We start from the raw sequence: 18,552 nt of genomic DNA, 5'->3' as shown, positions 1-18,552 counted from the left end.
GAATGGATACCTCGCGACGGCGGAGGCTGCCCGGCCGTATATGGATCAATCCTGAAGACAAGGCTAAACCGGATCGCCACTTCCAATCATCCATGCATCGAGACTAACGTAGCACCCCGGCCAGCCCATCGAGGCTGCCGATGGTGGCCGTGGGATCCCCGCCCCAAGGGTCGAACAGACCCTGCCTCGACCGGTCGAGCCATGCCGTGCGCATGCCCATTGCCTGCGCGCCGATCACGTCGAACGGGTTGCCCGAGATCAGCCAGGCATCCGGCGGCGACACATTCGCCCGCTGCAGGAAATGCCGGTACCCGCGCGGGTCCGGCTTGAAGCAGCCGATCTCGTCCACACTGACGAGATCCTCGAAGCGATCCTCCAACCCGGCGTTCCGCAGCAGCCCGCTGACCGTCTCGGCCGTCCCGTTGGAGAACGCAAACAGCCGGTGCCCATCCGCGCGCAGCGCATCCAGGGCCGGTCCCGCATCGGCAAACGCCGGGAGCTCTTGATACCGCCGCAACAACTCCGCCTCCTGCTCCGGTTCGAGCGCGATACCCAGGGCCTCGCAGCAATACTCCAACGCCTGCTCGGTGCAGGTATCAAAATCCGCATACGCCCCCATCAGCCCGCGCCGGAAGGTGTACTCCAGCTGCTTCTCGCGCCAGGCCCGTGCCAGCACCAGCGCCTGCGCGCCGATCCAGCCTTCAAGCGTCGCCGCAACCCCCTGTGTATCAATCAGCGTCCCGTACACATCGAACGCCAGCGTCTGTCGCATGTATCCCCCTTCGCTCCGGTCGCGAGCATGGCGCATCCCGTCCACCACATGGCAGTTCTGGACATCGCTGCCTGGCGGCGAAACACTGCGCGTGTCGAGTTCAATTGTCGGGAAATATCCATGAGCATGCAGGAGACCATTACCCGGAAGCTGGAGGAGCGCTTTGCGCCCGAGCATCTGGAGGTGGTGAACGAGAGCCACATGCACAACGTGCCGCCGGGTTCGGAGTCGCATTTCAAGGTGACGGTGGTGTCCGAGGCCTTTCGTGATCAGAAACTGATCGCGCGGCACCGGCTGGTGAACCAGGCCCTGGCTGACGAGCTGGCCGGCGGCATCCACGCCCTCGCGCTGCACACGCTGGACCCGGACCAGTGGTTCGAGCGCGCCGGCAAGGTCGCCGACTCCCCACCCTGCATGGGTGGCGACGGCGGCAAGGCCTGATCCCTTGCCGCTAACAGAGATCCCCGCGCCCGAATCGGCCGTCGACCACATCCTGCGCGCCCGGCTGGAAGCGCCGGGGCTGATGGACCTGCTCGGCCAGATCGAGGCCAGCCTGAACCCGGCGGCCAGCCACCCGCCACTGCCGGGCATATCCGAGCACCTGGGGGCGGACCGCCACATCGTGCTTTGGCTGATCGACGGCTTTGCCACGCGCTATCGCCGCCATACGCCGCTGCTGGGCGCGGACTACGTGACGGACCTCGAGACCGTGTTCCCCAGCACCACGGCCACCGCGATCAGCAGCATCCTGACGGGCCGCGCGCCCGCGCAGCACGGCCTGCTCGGCTGGCACACCCGCCTGTCCGCCGCCGAGCGCACGCTGACCGTGCTGATGGGCCAGGAGCGCGACCGTGAAGACCGCATCAACACGCTCGGCTACCGCGAGCTGACCGGCCGCGTGCAGCCGGACCGCCTCAGCGACCGGATCGACTGCGGCATGACCTGCATCGGCCCGGAGTGGATCGGCGGCACGCCGTACAACCGAATGATGAACGGGGCCGCGGATTTCATCGGCTTCGAGGACCTGTCCGAGCTGCCAGCGCGGGTGGCCGCGCATGTGAACGCGACGCCAGGGCCGCATTTCACCTACGTCTACTGGCCGGAGCTGGACCACCTGGGCCACGAATACGGCCCGGAGAGCCCGGAGGTAGAGCGCGACCTGAAGCAGCTGGACCTGGCCTACACCGCCACCTGCGCGCAGATCCAGCGCCCGGAGAGCGTGTTCCTGACCACCGCCGACCACGGCATGCGCACCATGGAGCGCCGGCTGGACCTTCGCGAGCACCCGGCGGTCCAGGCCTGTCTGCGCCACCGCCTGACCGGCGAGCCGCGAGCCGCCCTCGCCCACGTACGCGAGGGGCATAACGCGGACTTCCTGGTCGCCCTGCACACCGCATTCGGCGATGACATCGTCGTGGTACCCGCCGCCGACTGGCTGGAACCCGGCGGGCAGGGCCGGACCCTGGGCCACGGCCCGGAGCACCCCGAGCTGCGGGCCCGCGCCGGCGACTACCTCCTGCTGCCCGCGGAGGACGCCTACCTGGTCGACCCGCCGGCCGACGACGAGGGCCCATTCTTCCGCGGTGCCCACGGCGGCCTGTCGCCGGAGGAGCGGCATATTCCCCTGTTTCTTCGGAATATCGGCCAGACGCGGTAAACTGCGGGGTTTGCCCGCGGTCGAATGATCGCGGCTTGCCGTAAACCGATTTCGAGATCCCATGAACGACACCGCCGACCAGACCTACAACAACGCTGCTCAGCACCTGATCGAGCTGGCCAACAAGCTCGCTGATGACGGCCAGGCCGACGAAACCGGCGACGTCGCCGACGGCCTGCTGGCCGGTGCCGTGCACTTCTGGCTGTACAGCCGCCAGCCGTGCGGCGACCCGTTATGCGAGGATTGCGCCCCGTTCGCGGATGCCGAGAGCCGCCTGGCCATGCTGCACGAACTGATCGACGAACTGGCGCGCGACAGCGACTACTTCCACGCCACCACCGACACCACCGTCGGCCACGCCTGACCCGCACGACCGGGCACTCTCGCCGATGCCGGGCTCGCCCTTTCGTCCCGCGACCGACACCTGGTTTGGCGAGGCCTTCGGGCAGGCGACCACCATCCAGTCCCGGGGCTGGCCCGCGATCCGGGCCGGCCGCCACTGCCTGCTGATCGCCCCCACCGGCAGCGGCAAGACGCTCGCCGCGTTCCTGAGCGCGATCGACCGTCTGACCGGCGAGCCCGCACCGGATGCCCGTCGCGGCTACTCGGTGCTGTACATCTCGCCGCTGAAGGCGCTCGCCACCGACATCGAACGCAACCTGCGCGCCCCGCTAACCGGGATCACCCGGACCGCCGCGCGCCTGGGCGAGGCCTCGCGCGAGCCGGTGGTGCACATCCGCACCGGCGACACCCCGCAGGCCGAACGCCGCGCCCAGGCGCGCGAACCCGGCGATATCCTGGTGACCACGCCCGAGTCGCTGTACCTGCTGCTGGGCTCCAAGGCCGCCGAGAATCTCGACTCCATCCACACGGTCATCATTGACGAGGTGCACGCCCTGGCCGGGAACAAGCGCGGCGCGCACCTGGCCCTGTCGCTGGAGCGCCTGGCCGAACGCTGCGACCAGGACCCGCAGCGCATCGGGCTGTCCGCCACCGTGCACCCTGTGGAGGTGGCGCGCGGCTTCCTCGGGGGCGACCGCGAGGTGGACGTGATCGACGCCGCGGAGCCCCCCCGCCTGGATCTGGAGATCCTCGCCCCCGAGGAACCGCCCGCCGAGCACGCACCCGCCACCGTCGAGACACCGGAACCGGCAAGCCCCATCCCGTCCGGCTCCATTCTGGGCGCGGTCTACGGCCAGGGCACAGGGAAGCTCCCGGCGGCCGGTGGCGACCGCGCCGCACGCCTGGAGCCGCGCCTGCTGGCCGCGATCCTGGAGCACCGCTCCACCATCGTGTTCGTCAACAGTCGCGGACTGTGCGAGCGCCTGGTCCAGCGCATCAACGAGGCCTGGCGCGAACAGCAGCCCGAGGACGCCGAAAAGCCCGGAGACCTGGTCGCCGCCCACCACGGCAGCGTGTCCCACGAGCGCCGCGCCGAGATCGAGGGCCGACTGAAGACCGGGCGCCTGCGCGGCATCGTCGCGACCAGTTCGCTGGAGCTGGGCATCGACATGGGCGCGGTGGATCTGGTGATCATGGTCGAATCCCCCGGCGCGGTCGCCCGCGGGCTGCAGCGCGCCGGGCGGGCCGGGCACGGCGTGGGCCAGGTCTCGCGCTCGCTGCTGCTGCCGCGCTTCCGCGGCGACCTGCTCGAATGCGCGGTGATCGGCGAGCGCATGCAGGCCGGCGCACTGGAGCCAATCCATGCCCCGCACAATCCGCTGGACGTGCTCGCCCAGCAGATCGTCGCGATGGTCTGCGAACGCCCGCGCACGGTGGACGAGCTGCACGCGCTGATCCGCCGCGCCGCGCCCTGGCGCGAGCTGTCGCGCGCGCTGCTCGAGGCCACGCTGGACATGCTCTCCGGCCATTACCCCAGCACCGACTTCGCCGACCTGCGCCCCTGGCTCGCCTGGGACCGCGCCCGCGACGCGCTGACCCCGCGCCGGGGCGCGGCGCTGGCCGCGCGCCTGAACGCCGGCACCATCCCCGACCGCGGCCTGTACGGCGTGCATGTCGGCGAGGGCGGCCCCCGCATCGGCGAGCTGGACGAGGAGATGGTGTTCGAGCTGAAGACCGGCGAGAACGTGACCCTCGGCGCCAGCACCTGGCATGTGGAGGCGATCACCCGCGACCGCGTGCTGGTCTCCCCCGCCCCCGGCGAGGTCGGCAAGCTGCCGTTCTGGCATGGCGACGGCCCCGGCCGCCCGATCCAGCTCGGCCAGGCCATCGGCGCCGCCACCGAGCGGCTGGCGCACATGGACCGCGCCGAACGCACGGCCTGGCTCAGGGAACACGCGCCACTGTCGGAGGCGGCGGTCGAGACCCTCTGCGACTACATCGACGAGCAGCGCGAGGCCACCGGGCAGCTACCCTCGGACCGGCGCATCGTGGTCGAGCGCTTCCGCGACGAGGTCGGCGACTGGCGCGTCTGCATCCTGACGCCGTTCGGCGCGCGCGTGCACGCCCCCTGGGCGCTGGCCCTGCAGGGCGCGCTGACCAGCACCTCCGGCTTCGAGGTGCAGGTGATGTACACCGACGACGGCATCGTCCTGCGCCTGGCCGACAGCGAAGACCTGCCTGAACTCGACAGCCTGTTCCCGGACCCGGAGGAGCTGGAGGAGGCCGTCACCCGCGAGCTGGGCCACTCCACCCTGTTCGCCAGCGCCTTCCGCGAGAACGCGGCCCGCGCCCTGCTGCTGGTGCGCAACCGCCCCGGCCAGCGCACCCCGCTGTGGGCGCAGCGGCTGAAGTCGCAGCAGCTGCTGGCCTCGGTACGCGAGTACGCGAGTTTCCCGGTGGTGCTGGAGACCTACCGCCAGGTGCTGGCCGACGTGTTCGACCTGGACGCCCTGCGCGAGATCCTGCGCGGCGTGCAGGAACGGCGCATCCGCGTGCACGAGGTGGAGACGCCACAGGCCTCGCCGTTCGCGCGCAGCCTGGTGTTCGCCTATGTCGCGGCCTACATCTACGAGCAGGACGCGCCGATGGCCGAGCGCAAGGCCCAGGCGCTGACGCTGGACCGCGGCATGCTGGCCGAACTGCTGGGCCAGGCCGAGCTGCGCGAGCTGATCGACCCCGAGGCCCTGGCCGAGCTGGAGGCCGAGCTGGCGCACGCCACCGAGGCGACCCGGGTGCCGGACGCCGACGCCCTGCACGACCTGCTGCGCCGGCGCGGGGACCTGACCGCGAACGAGCTCGCGGCCGCCTGCGCCGAGGCGCCGGGACCGTGGCTGGAACAGCTCGCCCGGTCCCTGCGCGCGGTGGAGGTGCGCATCGCCGGCGAGCCGCGCTGGATCGCCGCCGAGGACGCGGCGCTGTACCGCGATTCCCTGGGCGTGGCGCCCCCGCCCGGCCTGCCCGCCGCCTTCCTGGAACCGCCGCAGCACCCGCTGGAACAGCTGCTGCGCCGCTACGCCCGTACCCACGGTCCGTTCCGCAGCGAGGACCTGGGCGCACGCTATGGCCTCGCGCCGGGCGCACTGCTGCCGGCGCTCGAGGGCCTGGAGCGCGCCGGCGTGCTGCTGCGTGGCGAGATCCGCCCGCAGGGCACGGGCGAGGACTGGTGCGAACTGGACATCCTGCGGCGGCTGAAGCGCCGCACCCTGGCCCGGCTGCGCGACGAGGCCGCGGCGGTGGATGCCCGCGCACTGGGCCGCCTTCTGCCCGCCTGGCAGGGCCTGACCGAGCCCGGCCGCGGCGCCAGCGCCCTGCGCGACACGTTGACCCAACTGGAGGGCATCGCCCTGCCCTGGTCCGCCTGGATCGCCCACGTGCTGCCGATGCGGGTGCGCGACTTCTCGCTGGATGCGCTGGACCGCATCACCGCCTCCGGGGAGTTCGTCTGGGTGGGTGCCGGCGCGCTGGGCCAGCGCGACGGGCGCATCCGCTTCCTCCGCCGCGAACAGGCGATGGTGCTGCTGGAGCCGGAGGCCGATGCCGCGGATACCCCGGCCAGCGACGACCCGCTGGCACAGGCGATCCTGGAGACCCTGGACCGGCGCGGCGCCTGCTTCTACATGGAGCTGGAGCGCGCGGCCCGCGAGGCGCAGCCCGATGCCCGCCAGGACATGATCGAGGCCGCGATCTGGGATCTCGTCTGGGCCGGGCAGATCACCAACGACACCTTTGCCCCACTGCGCAGCCTGGGCCAGCGCAAGACCTCCGCCCGAGGTCGCCGACGCCAGGGCCTGGCCGGCGGGCGCTGGTCACGGGTCGCGGATCTGATCGACCCCGGCGTGTCGCTGACCGAGCGCGCCCGCGAACAGGCCGAGAACCTGCTGGCCCGCTACGGCGTGGTCAGCCGCGAGATGGCCCGCGCCGAGGGCCTGCCCGGCAGCTTCGGGCGCGTGTATCCCGTCTACCGCGCGATGGAGGACGCCGGCAAGCTGCGGCGCGGCCACTTCGTCGAGGGCCTGACCGGCGCGCAGTTCGCCCGCGCCGGCGCGGTGGACCGCCTGCGCGCGCTGGAACGCGCGGCCGACGACACCCCCGAGCCGCAGTGGCTAGCCAGCGTCGACCCGGCCAATCCCTGGGGCCAGCTCCTGCCCTGGCCGCAGCCCCCGGAAGCGGCCGAGGGCCGCCTGCGCCGTGTCGCCGGGGCGCTGGTCGCGCTGGCCGGCGGCCAGCCGCTGCTCTATCTCGCCGCCTCGGGCCGCCAGCTGTTCGTCTGGGAGGCGATCCCCGGCATCGACACCGCGGAGGAACACGCCGCGCTGGTAACCGAGGCCATCCGCCAGCTCGCCGGGAGCCGCTGGCTGCCGAAGCGCCGCAGCATCACCATCGAGACCGTCAATGGCGAACCCGCCCGCCAATCGCCGTTTGCCGCCGCCCTGCGCGCCGGCGGCGCCATGGGAGAGGTCCGCGGCCTGCGCCTGGAATCACCGGCGGGGCGGCATTATTGATGCGATTCGCTGCGCTCATCGGCATCCTGCGGTGGCATGGTTGCAGGGTGCGCTGAGCCAAGCGAAACGCTCCGCTAGCCCGGGTTCTCGGGGCTCGATGCGGTTCCCCGGACGCATCGGCATCCAGCGGCCACGTGCTGCACGCGCCCGGACAAAAAACGCCTGTCTGGCTGGACACTCGCACCCCCGGTACGGCAGAATCCCGCTCATTCGATGCACCTTCCATTTTTGGTGCAATCGCGTCCATTCACGACAGGATCGCCGCCGATTCCGCCCATCATGCCTTCTATCCTGCTGCTCAACGGCCCCAACCTGAACCTGCTGGGACAGCGGGAGCCGGAGCGGTACGGGCACCATACGCTGGCGGACATCGAGGCCGACCTGACGGCGCACGCCCAGGCCGCCGGGGAGACCCTGGCCTGCTTTCAGAGCAACCATGAAGGCGAGCTGATCGACCGCATCCATGCGGCACGCAGCGAGGGCGTACGCCGCATCCTGATCAATCCGGGCGGCCTGACGCACACCAGCGTAAGCCTGCGCGACGCCCTGCTCGGCGTCGACATCCCGTTTTACGAGATTCACATCAGCAACATCCACGCGCGCGAGGCGTTTCGCCATACCTCGCGCCTGGCCGATGTCGCCGCCGGCACCCTGAGCGGGTTCGGCGTAATCGGCTACCGGATGGCGCTGGACGCGGCAATCGCGGCCCTCAAGGAGTCATAGACACCCCATGGATATTCGCAAGGTCAAGAAACTGATCGATCTGCTCGACGAGAGCGGCATCCACGAGATCGAGATCCACGAAGGCGAGGAGTCGGTGCGCATCACCCGCTCGCCGAGTGGCTCGGCCGTGGCCGCCGCCCCGGCAGCGATGCCCGCCCCGGCGGGCGAGGCCGCCGCCCCGGCGGGCGAGGCCGCGGCACCGGCGGCGCCGGAAGTGGATGGCCACCCGGTCACCGCACCGATGGTCGGCACCTTCTACCGCGCCCCGAGCCCCGGCGCGAAGCCCTTTGTCGAGGTCGGCCAGACGGTCGAGGTCGGCGAGACGCTGTGCATCATCGAGGCAATGAAGATGCTCAACCCCATCGAGGCGGATCAGGCCGGCACCATCCGCGACATCCTGGTCGAGAACGGCAACCCGGTGGAATACGGCCAGCCTCTGTTCATCATTGGCTGACGCCCCCGACTTCGCTGCCTACAGGTCCGAGCATGTTTGAAAAGATTCTGATCGCCAACCGCGGCGAGATCGCCCTGCGGGTCCTGCGTACCTGCCGCGAGATGGGCATCGCGACGGTCGCGGTGCACTCCAGCGCCGACCGCGACCTGAAGCACGTGCGCCTGGCCGACGAGTCGGTCTGCATTGGGCCGGCCGCCTCCGGCGAGAGTTATCTGAATATCCCCGCACTGATCGCCGCGGCCGAGGTCACCGATGCCGGCGCGATCCACCCCGGCTACGGCTTCCTGTCCGAGAACGCGGACTTCGCCGAACGCGTGGAGTCCTCGGGCTTTGCTTTCATCGGCCCGCGCGCCGAGACGATTCGCCTGATGGGCGACAAGGTCTCGGCCAAGCAGGCAATGCTGGATGCCGGCGTACCCTGCGTGCCCGGCTCCGGCGGCGCGCTGACCGACGACGCCGATGCCAACATGGCGCTGGCCCGCGAGATTGGCTACCCGGTCATCATCAAGGCCGCCGCGGGCGGTGGCGGCCGCGGCATGCGCGTGGTGCACACCGAGGGCGCACTACTGCATTCGATCTCGCTAACCCGCAACGAGGCCCAGCAGGGGTTCGGCAACGACACCCTTTACATGGAGAAGTACCTCGAACACCCACGCCACGTGGAATTCCAGATCCTCTCCGACAGCCACGGCAACGCCATCTGCCTGGGCGAGCGCGACTGTTCGATGCAGCGCCGCCACCAGAAAGTGATCGAGGAGGCCCCGGCACCGGGTATCACCGACGAGCAGCGCCAGGCCATGAGCGAGCGGCTGGTCCGGGCCTGCCAGGAGATCGGCTACCGCGGTGCCGGGACCTTCGAATTCCTCTACGAAAACGGGGAGTTCTACTTCATCGAGATGAACACCCGGCTGCAGGTCGAGCACACGGTGACCGAGCAGGTCACCGGCATCGACCTGGTGCGCGAGCAGATTCTCATCGCGGCGGGCGAACCGCTGTCCCTGACCCAGGATCAGGTGGAGATCCGCGGGCATGCGATCGAGTGCCGCATCAATGCCGAGAACCCGGCCACGTTCATCCCCAGCCCGGGCACCATCCAGCAGTATCACGCCCCGGGCGGGCTCGGCATCCGCATGGATACCCACATCTACAATGGCTATGCGGTGCCCCCGTACTACGACTCGATGATCGGCAAGCTGATCGCCCACGGGTTTGACCGCAAGATCGCAATCGCCCGTATGCGCGGCGCGCTCGGCGAGATCGTGATCGACGGGATCGAGACCAACATCGCCCTGCACAGCGAGTTGATGAACGACGCGAACTTCCAGAACGGTGGGACCGACATCCACTACCTGGAAAAGAAGCTGAAGTCGCTGACCGGATGAGTCTCGCCGAACTGCAGTGCCAGATCGCCCCGGAGCAGGCCGAGCCCCTGGAGGATGCCCTGTTCGAACTCGGTGCCGTCAGCGTGGAGCTGCACGACGGCGCCGACGAGCCGCTGTTCGAGCCCCCGATTGGCACCCATCCGCTGTGGTCCAGCGTGTGCCTGAAGGCCGTGTTCGCCGACGCCACCCAGGCCGAGCTGGCCGCCGCGTCGCTGGAGCGCCACCAACCGGCGCCGGAGTCCATCTCCGTGGTCGCGATCGAGGATCAGGACTGGGTGCGCGCGGGGCTCGACGGCCTGGGCGCCATCCATTGCGGGGGGCCGCTGTGGATCGTGCCCTCCTGGGAAAGCCCGCCCGACGTCGAGGATGGCGTGTTCGTGCATCTCGACCCGGGCCTGGCCTTTGGCACCGGCAATCACCCGACCACCGCGATGTGCCTGAAATCGCTGGCGGCGAACCCGCCACGCGATCAGGAGGTGCTCGACTACGGCTGCGGCTCGGGCATCCTCGCGATCGCTGCGTTGAAGCTGGGGGCACGGCATGCGGTGGGCACCGACATCGACCGCCAGGCCGTGCAGGCCACCTACAGCAATGCGGCGGCAAACGACATCTCCGAGGACCAGATCGAGGCCGGACTGACCGATCACCCGGTACCCGATGCCGGCTTTGACCTCGTGATCGCCAACATCCTGGCCAAGCCTCTGATCGATCTCGCCCCGGAACTGGCCTGCGCGGCCCGCCCGGGGGCGCGCCTGCTGCTGGCCGGCCTGCTGGAGCGCCAGGCCGACGAGGTCATGGCGGCCTACGCGGACGCCTTCGACATCGGGATCGAGGACACCCGCGAGGGCTGGGCCCTGCTCAGCGGGCGCCGGCGCTAGCGCATGAGCGCGCGCCCGGTCCGCGAGCATGTGCAAGGGTCCGTATTTCCCTGGTACGGCTGACCGGAGCCCCGCACGATGCTCGCCCGCTGTCCCCATTGTGGCGTTGCCCACACCCTGACCCGCGGCGAAGAGCTACGACTGGACCGGGCACATTGTGATGCCTGCGGTGCGGACTTTGCGCTGTTCGTGGCACTCGAGATCGGCGGCGCCGGCGAACGGGCAACCGGCCCCGGCATCTCGGCGGTACGCCACACTGCCTCCCTGGAGATCGAGCGCAGCCCCCGGCGCCAGGCACTGGAACTCGATATCGATACCCGCCCCGGGCAGACCACGGCATTTCCGGGACGACGCCCGGGGCGGACCTTCGCCGCCTTTCTGGCCCTTCTGCTGCTCGCCCTCCTCGCCCTGCAGCTCCTGCTGGCGCCGCCGGTACCCCCGGGGACCTGGAGCGCACTGGACGCCGCTCGCGCGAGCCTCTGCGCCGCGCCCCGGGTCGAGGATCTCTGCCCGCGATGGGAACCTGAGCGCGAACCGGAACGCATCCGCGTCTCCTCCCCCGACCTGCACCTCGCCAACGCGGGAGACCTGTCCATGCGCTTTGAGCTGGAAAGCCCGCTGCAACAGGCATGGCCGGTAATAGACGTTTGGCTGTCGGACCGACTGGGGACACCCCGCGGCCACTGGCGACTCCATCCGGCGGACGGCCATGCCAACCTTCAGGCACCGATGGCGGCAGGTCACCGCTATGCGATCGAGATCGAATTACCCGATACCGGGCCGCACATCACCGGGGCTCACATCACGCTGCACTGACCCCGCCCCACTCAACGCTGCTAGACTCTCGGGTTTTACCCTGCTGGTTCGAAATCCCGCATGCAGCTCGGCCCCCACCATCTCCCCGACCCGCCCGTGTTCCTGGCCCCGATGGCCGGGGTCAGTGACCGGCCGTTGCGCCTGATCGCGCGGCGCCTGGGGGCCAGCGCGGCCGTCTCGGAGATGGTCACCTCGGACACGCGCCTGTGGGGCAGCGACAAGAGCCGGCACCGGCTGGACCACCGCCAGGAACCCCGCCCGCGCATCGTGCAACTGCTGGGAAACGAACCCGAACCGCTGGCCGAGGCCGCGCGCGAAAACGTACGCCGCGGGGCGGACGTGATCGACCTGAACCTCGGCTGCCCCGCCAAGAAGGTCTGCAGCAAGGCCGCAGGCTCGGCCCTGCTGGGGGAGCCGGAGCGGGTACGCGAGCTGCTGACCGCACTGGTGGAAAGCGTCGAGGTCCCGGTCACGCTGAAGATGCGCCTGGGGCTGGATCGCGAGCGGATCAACGCCGAGACCATCGCGGGCATCGCGCAGGATTGCGGGATCGCAATGCTGACGGTGCACGGGCGCACCCGCGCCGACGCCTACCGTGGCACGGCCGACTACGAGGCCATCGCGCGCGTCGTACGGGCCGTCTCCATCCCGGTGCTGGCCAACGGCGATGTGGTCGACATCGGCAGTGCGCGCCGGGCGCTCGCGATCAGCGGCGCGACCGGACTGATGGTCGGGCGCGGGGCACAGGGGCGCCCCTGGCTCCCCGGCCAGATCCGTGCCGCCCTGGCCGGCGAGCCAGTGCCGGCCGACCCTGCATGGGATGCGCGTCTTGCGCTGATCGAGGAGCATTTGCGGGCATTGCATGCGCAATACGGCGAAATGCAGGGCGTACGTATCGCACGCAAGCACCTGGGCTGGTATCTTCAGCACATGGGTCTCGGGGAGGACCCAACCCGGGCGGCACGGGCTTCCCTTCTCGCCGCCACTACCGCTAGTGAACAGCTTGGGCGCCTGCGCGCCATTCTGTCAGGAATCACAAGCGAGGCTGCATGAGGATGGACGTACCCTCTTTCGAACAAGAACAAAGCGGGGAACCGGCATCATCGGGCAACCTCGCGTCGGGCTGCGTACTCGCCGAGTCGGTGCGCAATGCGCTGGACCAGTATTTCGAGACGCTGGACGGGCAGAGTAGTCACGACCTCTATGCGCTCGTAATGAACGAGGTCGAGCGCCCGCTACTGGCCTGCGTGCTGGAGCGCTGCAACGGCAACCAGAGCCGGGCGGCGGCGCTTCTGGGGCTCAACCGCGCCACGCTGCGCAAGAAGCTGCGTGCCCATGGCCTGATCAGCGAGAACGGCCACGGGAACGGGAACGGGAACGGCGCCCAGCGCTAACCCACCCCGCCGTACCCGGCACACGCCCGCCACCTGACGGGCGTGTGCGCAATCATCGACCGATCTATCCCTGCCAGCCGAGGCGCTGCAGCGCCGTGCGGTGCAGTTCCGGCGTCGCCGCCGCCAGCACGTTGGTGGTCTGCAGATCCAGTTCGCCACCCGACAGGTTGGTGAAGGTCCCGCCCGCCTCGCGCACGATCACGGCCAGCGCCGCGATATCGAGGATATTCACATCCGACTCGATGATCAGGTCGATGCTGCCGCGTGCCAGCAGGTGGTAGTGGTAGAAGTCGCCATAGCCGCGCGTGCGATTGACCTCGGCCATGATCCCGCCCAGCGCCGTCCAGCCTGCGGCATTCTGCGCAAGGGTCTTCAGGTTCCCGGTGGACAGCGAGGCGCGGCCCAGCTCGGTGGTCGGGGCGACGGCGATCTTTTCGCCGTTGAGGAAGGCGCCCTGGCCTTTTTCCGCCCAGGCGCGCTCGCCGAACTGCATGCCGTTGGACAGCCCGAGGATCAGCTCGCCCTTGTGCATCAGCGCGATCTGGGTGGAGAAGAACGGGTAGCGGCGTACGAAGCTCTTGGTGCCGTCGATCGGGTCGATCAGCCAGACATAATCGGAGTCCATGTCCGACTGGCCGGTTTCTTCGCCGTAGAAGCCGTGATCCGGGAAGCGCTCGCGGATCACCTGGCGGATCGCCTGTTCGCTTTCCACGTCGGCGCGCGTCACGGGCGTGTCGTCGGGCTTGGTCTCGACGTCGACGCCGGCGGCGTAGTAGTGACGGATGACCTTGTCCGCGGCATCGGCGGCGGCCTGGGCGGCCTCCATAAACGCGCTCTGCTGCATGCTGCTACCCCTTCAAAAAAAGGAGCCATCTTACCATGCCGCCCCCAGCGGCTCTGGCCAGTAAACGGTCGGCGGTTGTCCCGGCTCGGGCATGCCCCGATAATGCCGCCATCTTTTCGAGGAGTCCGACATGCCCAAGAACCTGCCCGACGTCAGCAATCTCGAACGCCTGGAACTGTTCGGCGAGGACTACAACCCGAGTGCGACCATCGAGAACGTGGACGGCCAGACCCTGTCGCTGCAGATCTACTACCAGCTGGCGCTGGACTACGGTGGCATCGGCCCGAAGGCCGCAAACTCCGGTTTGCTGATGTACGGCAGCCATGCCGACGATGCCCGCGCCCATCCGGGCAAGCACCCGAACATCGACCGCCTGTTCGAGATCCTCGACAAGGGCTACTATCTTTCGGTGAAGGCCGTACCCAAGCGCAAGAGCCGCGCCGGCTAGTTCTTCTGGAGGGCGCTACCCCGTTTCAGCGGGCAAAAAGGATCGCGCCTTCCGCGCATCACGGCAGGCGGTTGGTGTGGATCAGGCGCCAGCCGCGCGTCGGATGGCGGTGCAGCCGGGTCCGGCTCGCATACTCGCATTCCAGCTGGAACAGCCGCTCGTCCGGCACCCCCATCACCCAGCCGACCAGTGCGCGAATGACCCCGGCGTGCACGATCACCAGCACGCGTTCCGCCGACTGGCCCCCGACCGCGGTTTCGAAGGCCGTCTCCACCCTCCGGCGAAAGGCCCCCAGCGGCTCCGCCCCGGCCGGCCGCGAATGCACCGGATCGGCATAGAACGCCCGGTATTCCTCCGGCCGTTCGCGCTGCAGATCGACCCGTGTGCGGCCCTCCCAGTCGCCAAAGCCGACCTCGCGCAGGTCCGGCTCTAGATGCAGGGACAGCTCACGCTCGTCCACCAGGCGTTCGGCAAACGCCCGGCAGCGGCGCATCGGCGAGCTGACGACCGCCTGCCAGCCGTCGTCGTCGCGCACCGCGTGTTCCATCTGCGTCCACCCCTGCGCGCTGAGCGGATCGTCGCAGCCATGGCCACGATAGCGCTGCCCGCCCTCCGGCTCGCCGTGTCGCAACAGATCCACAATCATGCCGTGTCCTCGCTCAGGCAGCTCTCCAGGTGCGCCCAGTCGAAATGCGGTCCCGGGTCGGTCTTGCGCCCGGGGGCGATGTCGCAGTGTCCCACCAGCGCATCCGGAGCAATCGCCGGAAAGCGTTCGCGCAGCCAGCCGATCAGACGGGCCAGCTCGGCGTACTGCACCGGCGTGAACGGGTCGTCGTCGGTGCCCTCGAGTTCGATGCCGATGGAAAAATCGTTGCAGCGCTCGCGACCACGCCATTGCGATACGCCCGCATGCCAGGCACGCCGGGAGAACGGCACGAACTGGGTCGCCATCCCCTCCCGGTCAATCAGTACATGCGCGGACACGCGCAGATCGGCGATCTGCGCAAAGTACGGGTGGGCATCCGGATCGAGCCGATTCTGGAACAGCTCGGCTACGTGCGGACCGCCGAACTCGCCCGGCGGCAGGCTGATCGCATGCACGACGATCAACTCGGGTTCTATCCGCGCGGGGCGCGCGTCCTGGTTCGGGCTCTCGAGCACGCGAGCCGGCGGCCACCAGTCGCGATCAACGGTCACGGCTTCGGTCACGGGGCCTCCTCGGGTGGACGCTGCAGACAGGCCGCGAGGGCCTCGCGCAGTAACGGCAGGCGTGGCGGGGCCTCGAGACGGCCGTGGTAGGCACCGGCATTGAAGACGAACAGGGCCGGGAGGTGGAAGACCTCGAACTCGCGCACCAGTGCGGTATCCGTCTCCGCATCGACGACGAACAGGGCGGGCGCTTCAGACTCGGCCTGCCACTGCTCCAGCACCCGGCCCATGACCTTGCAGGCCCCGCAGCCCCGGCGAGTGAACAGGATCACCGCCGGGCCCGGGACCTCCAGGAGGTGTTGGTGGAGGTCGAACTGCGTCAGGCGGGGCAGGCCCGCCTGACGCGGGGACGGGTCAGTTGGAGTTGTCTTCGGCCTGTCGCTCAATGGATTCACCGGCATCCTGCACGTCTTCGCCAAACCCCTCCATAGTGGCGCAACCAGCGATGCCAAGCGACCCCAGGGCCACCAGCAGTATCAGCAGGGCGGCGGGAATGCGTTGGGTGAAATGCATGTGTGCTCCTTGTCTCTTTCGTGATTCGGTCCGTGATACTGACCGCCAAAGGGCACTCCCGGGGCGGTCACACTTTATGAGGCGCACGCACTGGGGTAGTTTACGCGCCGCCCTCTTTTCGTGAAGGAAGTCGCAACCCCGTGTCCGAGCCAGGGAAATACTGATCAATGTACACACTCGCGTTGGTATCCCAGGTTTTCCGAGACCAGGCGCCTCTGGCAGCGGGTCGTGGTTCTACCCGCCCGTGGTTGATGGATGCGGGGCGCAACGCAAGATCGAGGAACCTGGGATACCAACCCCACAACTTAATGAACGAAGGGGCTCGGCCGCCTGTTGCTGCCAAAAACGGGCGCGGGAACGGCGTTGCGGCTCCCTTGTGCAGAATGACTGCACGGCGGCCACCGCGCCGGGTTCCCACACAAAAGCGACTCGAGCGCGAGGGTGTCCATTGATCAGTGCTTCCCTGAATCCGCAACAGCAGGCGGCCGTGACCACCACGGACCGCCCCCTGCTGGTGCTGGCCGGAGCGGGCTCGGGCAAGACCCGCGTGATCACGGAGAAGATCGCGTACCTGATCGAGCAGCGCGGGCTCGAGGCCCGCCGGATTGTCGCGATCACCTTCACCAACAAAGCCGCGCGCGAGATGCGCGAACGCGTCCAGGGGCGCCTGTCGAAGGAACAGGCACGCGGGCTCGGCGTCTCCACCTTCCACACCTTCGGGCTGAACTTCCTGCGCCGCGAACTGGCCGCGTCCGGACTGCGTGCGGGCTTCTCCATCCTCGACCCGGGCGACTGCCGCTCGCTGCTGCGCGAGATCACCTACCGCGACGATACCGGCTCCGAGGTCGATGCCCTGATCGGCCATATCAGCCGCTGGAAGAACGACCTGATGACGCCGGAAGAGGCGCTGCACGAGGCCAGCCAGATGAGCGACGCCCCGGAGGCGATCGCCGCGGCCAACCTCTACCCGCGCTACGAGGATGCCCTGCGCGCCTACAACGCGGTGGACTTCGACGACCTGATCAAGCGTCCGGTGGACTGCCTGCGCGTGGATGCCGATCTGCGCAACCGCTGGCAGGACCGCATCCGCCACCTGCTAGTGGACGAATACCAGGACACCAACGCCGCGCAGTACCATCTGGTGCGCCTGCTGGTGGGCGTCAGTGACGGCCTGACCGTGGTCGGCGACGACGACCAGTCGATCTACGCCTGGCGCGGCGCCCGCCCGGAGAACCTCGCGCGCCTGCAGCAGGACTTCCCGCGTCTGGAGGTGATCAAGCTGGAGCAGAACTACCGCTCCACCAACCGCATCCTGCATACCGCGAACGCGCTGATCGCCAACAACCCGCACGTGTTCGAGAAACGCCTGTGGAGTGCACTCGGCGAGGGCGAGAAGATCGAGGTCATCGGCTGCTCCGACGCCGACACCGAGGCCGCGCGCGTGGTCTCCGAGCTGATGCGCCGGCGCTTTCGCCTGAATGCGGGCTGGGGCGACTTCGCGATCCTCTACCGCAGCAACCACCAGTCCCGGCTGTTCGAGAAGCTCCTGCGCGAGCAGGGCATCCCCTACCGCCTGAGCGGCGGGCAATCGTTCTTCGAGAAGGCCGAGATCAAGGACCTGGTCGCCTACCTGCGCCTGCTCGCCAACCCCGACGACAACACCGCCTTCCTGCGCGTGGTCAACGTGCCGCGCCGCGAGATCGGCCCGGCGACGCTGGAGAAACTGGGCCACTACGCCAACCAGCGCGGCGCCTCGCTGCTGCAGGCCGCGCGCGGGGCCGGCCTGTCGGAGTACATGGACGCCCGTGCGCAGGCACGCCTGGAACGCTTCACCGACTGGGTCGACGGCTTCCAGCGTCGCGGCGAGAACGAGGCCCCGGACGCGCTGCTGCGCGCCCTGGTCGAGGACATCGACTACGAATCCTGGCTGCTGGAGAACAGCTCCAACCCGCGTGCCGCGACTCGGCGCATGGAGAACGTGCGCGAATTCATCGACTGGATCGGGCGCATGGGGGGCGGCAGCACCACCGCCGAATACGGCGATGACGAGGCGGACGACGAGCAGGCCATGGACCTGGCCGACATCGTCAACCGCATCAGCCTGATGGACATCCTCGACCGCAACCGGGAGTCCCAGGACGGCGACGAATCCGTACAACTGCTGACCCTGCACACGGCCAAGGGCCTGGAGTTCCCGCATGTCTGCCTGGTGGGTTTCGAGGAAGAACTGCTGCCGCACCGGGTCAGCGTGGAGGACGATTCCATCGAGGAGGAGCGGCGGCTCGCCTATGTCGGGCTGACCCGTGCCCAGCAGTCCCTGCTGATCACCTACGCCCAGAACCGGACCCGCTACGGCGAGACCATCGAATGCGAACCCTCGCGCTTTCTGGACGAGTTACCCAAAGAACACCTCGAATGGCCGGACGCCAGGCCGCCGGATCCCGAGACCCAGAAGCTCACCGCCCAGGCCCACCTGGCCGGCCTGAAGGCCATGCTCGGCAAATAGTCCATCGGTGGGCGCGGGAAGAATCGCCCACTCCTGGGGCGCCCGGCCCATT

At 69.1% G+C, this 18,552-nt stretch carries 19 protein-coding genes; 13 read left to right on the top strand and 6 right to left on the bottom strand.

All coding sequences use genetic code 11. The features are described from left to right. Nucleotides 1-103: 103 nt before the first annotated feature. Nucleotides 104-772 carry a haloacid dehalogenase type II gene (locus tag F813_RS0101075; protein ID WP_012983598.1) on the bottom strand — a complete coding sequence of 223 codons (669 nt, stop codon included), beginning with the start codon at nt 770-772 and terminating at the stop codon, nt 104-106. A gap of 120 nt (nt 773-892) precedes the next feature. Between F813_RS0101075 and F813_RS0101070 the strand changes: the two genes are divergently transcribed. From F813_RS0101070 to F813_RS0101020, 11 genes are all read left to right on the top strand, one after another. Continuing rightward, complete coding sequence (locus F813_RS0101070) at nt 893-1,213, top strand: BolA family transcriptional regulator (protein ID WP_017925236.1); 321 nt, start codon at nt 893-895, stop codon at nt 1,211-1,213. Between the two features lie 4 nt (nt 1,214-1,217). After that, nucleotides 1,218-2,429 carry an alkaline phosphatase family protein gene (locus tag F813_RS0101065; protein ID WP_017925235.1) on the top strand — a complete coding sequence of 404 codons (1,212 nt, stop codon included), beginning with the start codon at nt 1,218-1,220 and terminating at the stop codon, nt 2,427-2,429. A 61-nt stretch (nt 2,430-2,490) separates the two neighbouring features. Next, nucleotides 2,491-2,793, top strand: a complete 303-nt coding sequence (locus F813_RS0101060; RefSeq protein WP_017925234.1) for a hypothetical protein — start codon at nt 2,491-2,493, stop codon at nt 2,791-2,793. Between the two features lie 25 nt (nt 2,794-2,818). Continuing rightward, a complete protein-coding gene (locus F813_RS0101055) occupies nt 2,819-7,333 on the top strand; it encodes a DEAD/DEAH box helicase (protein ID WP_017925233.1) in 4,515 nt (1,504 codons plus the stop codon). 279 nt (nt 7,334-7,612) lie between these two features. After that, nucleotides 7,613-8,056: a type II 3-dehydroquinate dehydratase gene (gene aroQ, locus F813_RS0101050; protein WP_012983603.1), complete on the top strand. Its 444-nt coding sequence runs from the start codon at nt 7,613-7,615 to the stop codon at nt 8,054-8,056. Between the two features lie 7 nt (nt 8,057-8,063). Further along, complete coding sequence (gene accB, locus F813_RS0101045) at nt 8,064-8,510, top strand: acetyl-CoA carboxylase biotin carboxyl carrier protein (protein WP_017925232.1); 447 nt, start codon at nt 8,064-8,066, stop codon at nt 8,508-8,510. Between the two features lie 32 nt (nt 8,511-8,542). Continuing rightward, nucleotides 8,543-9,892, top strand: coding sequence for an acetyl-CoA carboxylase biotin carboxylase subunit (accC, locus tag F813_RS0101040; RefSeq protein ID WP_012983605.1), 1,350 nt, complete (start codon nt 8,543-8,545; stop codon nt 9,890-9,892). Continuing rightward, a complete protein-coding gene (gene prmA / locus F813_RS0101035; protein ID WP_012983606.1) occupies nt 9,889-10,770 on the top strand; it encodes a 50S ribosomal protein L11 methyltransferase in 882 nt (293 codons plus the stop codon). Before accC ends, prmA begins: the two co-directional genes overlap by 4 nt. Nucleotides 10,771-10,848: 78 nt before the next feature. Next, nucleotides 10,849-11,586, top strand: a complete 738-nt coding sequence (locus F813_RS0101030; RefSeq protein ID WP_012983607.1) for a DUF3426 domain-containing protein — start codon at nt 10,849-10,851, stop codon at nt 11,584-11,586. A 60-nt stretch (nt 11,587-11,646) separates the two neighbouring features. Beyond that, nucleotides 11,647-12,639, top strand: coding sequence for a tRNA dihydrouridine synthase DusB (gene dusB / locus F813_RS0101025; protein WP_017925231.1), 993 nt, complete (start codon nt 11,647-11,649; stop codon nt 12,637-12,639). A gap of 2 nt (nt 12,640-12,641) precedes the next feature. Next, the gene (locus tag F813_RS0101020; protein ID WP_017925230.1) at nt 12,642-12,980 is read left to right on the top strand and encodes a helix-turn-helix domain-containing protein; all 339 of its coding nucleotides are present in this window, start codon (nt 12,642-12,644) and stop codon (nt 12,978-12,980) included. Between the two features lie 64 nt (nt 12,981-13,044). Here F813_RS0101020 and F813_RS0101015 read toward each other — a convergent pair whose 3' ends face one another. Next, nucleotides 13,045-13,824 carry an inositol monophosphatase family protein gene (locus tag F813_RS0101015; protein ID WP_012983610.1) on the bottom strand — a complete coding sequence of 260 codons (780 nt, stop codon included), beginning with the start codon at nt 13,822-13,824 and terminating at the stop codon, nt 13,045-13,047. Nucleotides 13,825-13,954: 130 nt separating this feature from the next. On the opposite strand from F813_RS0101015, the gene F813_RS0101010 reads away from it, so the two are divergent. Next, nucleotides 13,955-14,272 carry a DUF2322 family protein gene (locus tag F813_RS0101010; RefSeq protein ID WP_012983611.1) on the top strand — a complete coding sequence of 106 codons (318 nt, stop codon included), beginning with the start codon at nt 13,955-13,957 and terminating at the stop codon, nt 14,270-14,272. A 58-nt stretch (nt 14,273-14,330) separates the two neighbouring features. Here F813_RS0101010 and F813_RS0101005 read toward each other — a convergent pair whose 3' ends face one another. Genes F813_RS0101005 through F813_RS0100990 form a run of 4 tightly spaced genes read right to left on the bottom strand, consistent with a single transcriptional unit; the run spans nt 14,331 to nt 15,994 of the window. Continuing rightward, on the bottom strand, nt 14,331-14,918 hold the full coding sequence (locus F813_RS0101005; protein WP_012983612.1) for a histidine phosphatase family protein: 588 nt from the start codon (nt 14,916-14,918) through the stop codon (nt 14,331-14,333). Next, nucleotides 14,915-15,481, bottom strand: coding sequence for a 1,6-anhydro-N-acetylmuramyl-L-alanine amidase AmpD (gene ampD, locus F813_RS0101000; RefSeq protein WP_012983613.1), 567 nt, complete (start codon nt 15,479-15,481; stop codon nt 14,915-14,917). Before ampD ends, F813_RS0101005 begins: the two co-directional genes overlap by 4 nt. After that, nucleotides 15,478-15,804: a co-chaperone YbbN gene (locus F813_RS0100995; protein WP_081601268.1), complete on the bottom strand. Its 327-nt coding sequence runs from the start codon at nt 15,802-15,804 to the stop codon at nt 15,478-15,480. Before F813_RS0100995 ends, ampD begins: the two co-directional genes overlap by 4 nt. A 31-nt stretch (nt 15,805-15,835) precedes the next feature. After that, complete coding sequence (locus F813_RS0100990) at nt 15,836-15,994, bottom strand: entericidin A/B family lipoprotein (protein WP_012983615.1); 159 nt, start codon at nt 15,992-15,994, stop codon at nt 15,836-15,838. Nucleotides 15,995-16,445: 451 nt separating this feature from the next. Here F813_RS0100990 and F813_RS0100985 point away from each other — a divergent pair, with 451 nt between their 5' ends. Beyond that, nucleotides 16,446-18,500, top strand: coding sequence for a UvrD-helicase domain-containing protein (locus tag F813_RS0100985; protein WP_196793812.1), 2,055 nt, complete (start codon nt 16,446-16,448; stop codon nt 18,498-18,500). The last annotated feature ends 52 nt before the right edge of the window (nt 18,501-18,552 follow it).

The organism is Thioalkalivibrio sp. HL-Eb18, assembly GCF_000364985.1.
Taxonomy (GTDB): domain Bacteria; phylum Pseudomonadota; class Gammaproteobacteria; order Ectothiorhodospirales; family Ectothiorhodospiraceae; genus Thioalkalivibrio.
This window is presented reverse-complemented; position numbering and strand designations above follow the sequence as displayed.

Bases quoted from the DNA above. Each gene is read 5' to 3' on its own strand.
- F813_RS0101075 (WP_012983598.1), bottom strand. From the start codon at position 772: ATGCGACAGACGCTGGCGTTCGATGTGTACGGGACGCTGATTGATACA.
- F813_RS0101070 (WP_017925236.1), top strand. From the start codon at position 893: ATGAGCATGCAGGAGACCATTACCCGGAAGCTGGAGGAGCGCTTTGCG.
- F813_RS0101060 (WP_017925234.1), top strand. From the start codon at position 2,491: ATGAACGACACCGCCGACCAGACCTACAACAACGCTGCTCAGCACCTG.
- F813_RS0101055 (WP_017925233.1), top strand. From the start codon at position 2,819: ATGCCGGGCTCGCCCTTTCGTCCCGCGACCGACACCTGGTTTGGCGAG.
- aroQ (WP_012983603.1), top strand. From the start codon at position 7,613: ATGCCTTCTATCCTGCTGCTCAACGGCCCCAACCTGAACCTGCTGGGA.
- accB (WP_017925232.1), top strand. From the start codon at position 8,064: ATGGATATTCGCAAGGTCAAGAAACTGATCGATCTGCTCGACGAGAGC.
- accC (WP_012983605.1), top strand. From the start codon at position 8,543: ATGTTTGAAAAGATTCTGATCGCCAACCGCGGCGAGATCGCCCTGCGG.
- prmA (WP_012983606.1), top strand. From the start codon at position 9,889: ATGAGTCTCGCCGAACTGCAGTGCCAGATCGCCCCGGAGCAGGCCGAG.
- F813_RS0101030 (WP_012983607.1), top strand. From the start codon at position 10,849: ATGCTCGCCCGCTGTCCCCATTGTGGCGTTGCCCACACCCTGACCCGC.
- dusB (WP_017925231.1), top strand. From the start codon at position 11,647: ATGCAGCTCGGCCCCCACCATCTCCCCGACCCGCCCGTGTTCCTGGCC.
- F813_RS0101020 (WP_017925230.1), top strand. From the start codon at position 12,642: ATGGACGTACCCTCTTTCGAACAAGAACAAAGCGGGGAACCGGCATCA.
- F813_RS0101015 (WP_012983610.1), bottom strand. From the start codon at position 13,824: ATGCAGCAGAGCGCGTTTATGGAGGCCGCCCAGGCCGCCGCCGATGCC.
- F813_RS0101010 (WP_012983611.1), top strand. From the start codon at position 13,955: ATGCCCAAGAACCTGCCCGACGTCAGCAATCTCGAACGCCTGGAACTG.
- F813_RS0101005 (WP_012983612.1), bottom strand. From the start codon at position 14,918: ATGATTGTGGATCTGTTGCGACACGGCGAGCCGGAGGGCGGGCAGCGC.
- F813_RS0100990 (WP_012983615.1), bottom strand. From the start codon at position 15,994: ATGCATTTCACCCAACGCATTCCCGCCGCCCTGCTGATACTGCTGGTG.